This is a genomic window from Aureimonas flava, from assembly GCF_003583935.1.
GTDB lineage: Bacteria > Pseudomonadota > Alphaproteobacteria > Rhizobiales > Rhizobiaceae > Aureimonas > Aureimonas flava.
In genome coordinates, this window is the sequence record NZ_QYRN01000024.1 from 1 (window position 1) to 1267 (window position 1267).

1 protein-coding gene is annotated in these 1267 nt (G+C 76.1%); it reads right to left on the reverse strand.

All coding sequences use genetic code 11. The features are described from left to right. Positions 1-93 precede the first annotated feature (93 nt). Positions 94-1267, reverse strand: a 1174-nt coding sequence (locus D3218_RS19425; RefSeq protein ID WP_245415131.1) for a methyl-accepting chemotaxis protein, incomplete at its 5' end; no start/stop codon positions are given.

The window sequence follows — 1267 nt, forward strand, 5'->3', positions numbered from 1 at the left end:
CCGAAACGCGTCGCCCGCCGCGCCGCTTCGGGGCGGCGGGCGGGCGGCGGTCGGTCTCGTGCCGCCGGCGTCGGGGCCGGCGCGCCGTGCGGCTCAGAACTCTTCCCAGCTGTCGTCGGCCGGTGCCGCCGCCATGCGCGGCGCCGCGCCGCCATGGCCCGTCGCGCGCATCTGCACCACGGGCCGCGCCGGGGACGGCGTGCCCGCGCGCGCCGCAAGGCCCGAGCCGTGGCCCGACGCGCGCCGCGTCGGCGCCACGTCCCGCGCGGCCTGCCCCTGACGACCCCCGGTCGCAAACCCCTGGACCAGCGCCGCCAGCCCCTCCGTCTCCCCCGACAGCGCCTGCGCCGCCGCCGTGGTCTCCTCCACCATCGCCGCGTTCTGCTGCGTCACCTTGTCCATCTGGTCCGCCGCCGTCGACACCTCGCGAAGGCTCACCGCCTGCTCGCGCGCCGCGTCCGCCATCTGCGCGATCGCCTGCGCCACGCCGCCCACCTGCGTCACGATCGCCTCCAGGCTCCGTCCCGACGCGCTCACAAGCTCGACGCCCCCCTCCACCTGCCCGGTGGAGGTCGCGATCAGGTCCTTGATCTCCTTGGCCGCCTCGGCCGAGCGTTGCGCCAGCCCGCGCACCTCCTGCGCCACCACCGCGAAGCCGCGTCCCGCCTCGCCGGCGCGCGCCGCCTCGACGCCCGCGTTCAGCGCCAGAAGGTTGGTCTGGAACGCGATCTCGTCGATCACCCCGATGATGTTGCCGATGCGCGTCGAGGACTGCTCGATCTCGCTCATCGCCGCCACCGCCCGCGCCACGACCTCGCCGCCGCGCTCGGCCTCGCGGCACGCCAGCGACGCCGCCTGCCGCGCCGCGTCCGCCCGCGCCGCCGTGTCGCCCACGCCGCGCGTCACCTCGCCCAGCGCCGCCACCGTCTCCTCCAGGCTCGCCGCCTGCTGCTCGGTGCGCTGCGACAGATCGCTCGCCGCCACCGTGATCTCCGACAGGCCCGAGCGCATCGCGCCCACCGCCCCGACCACCTGGCCGATCGTGTCCTCGAGCTGCGCCACCGCCGCGTTGAACTGCGCCCGGATCGGCTCGAACTCGGCCGCCACCGGCACCTCCATGCGGACCGTCAGCTCGCCCGCCGCCAGACGCGTGAACCCCATCTCAACCTGCGCCACGAACGCCCGAAGATCCTCCGCCTTCGCCGTGTCCAGCGCAGACTGACGATCCCGGCTCGCCGCCTGCGACCGACGCGACTCCTCCGCTTCG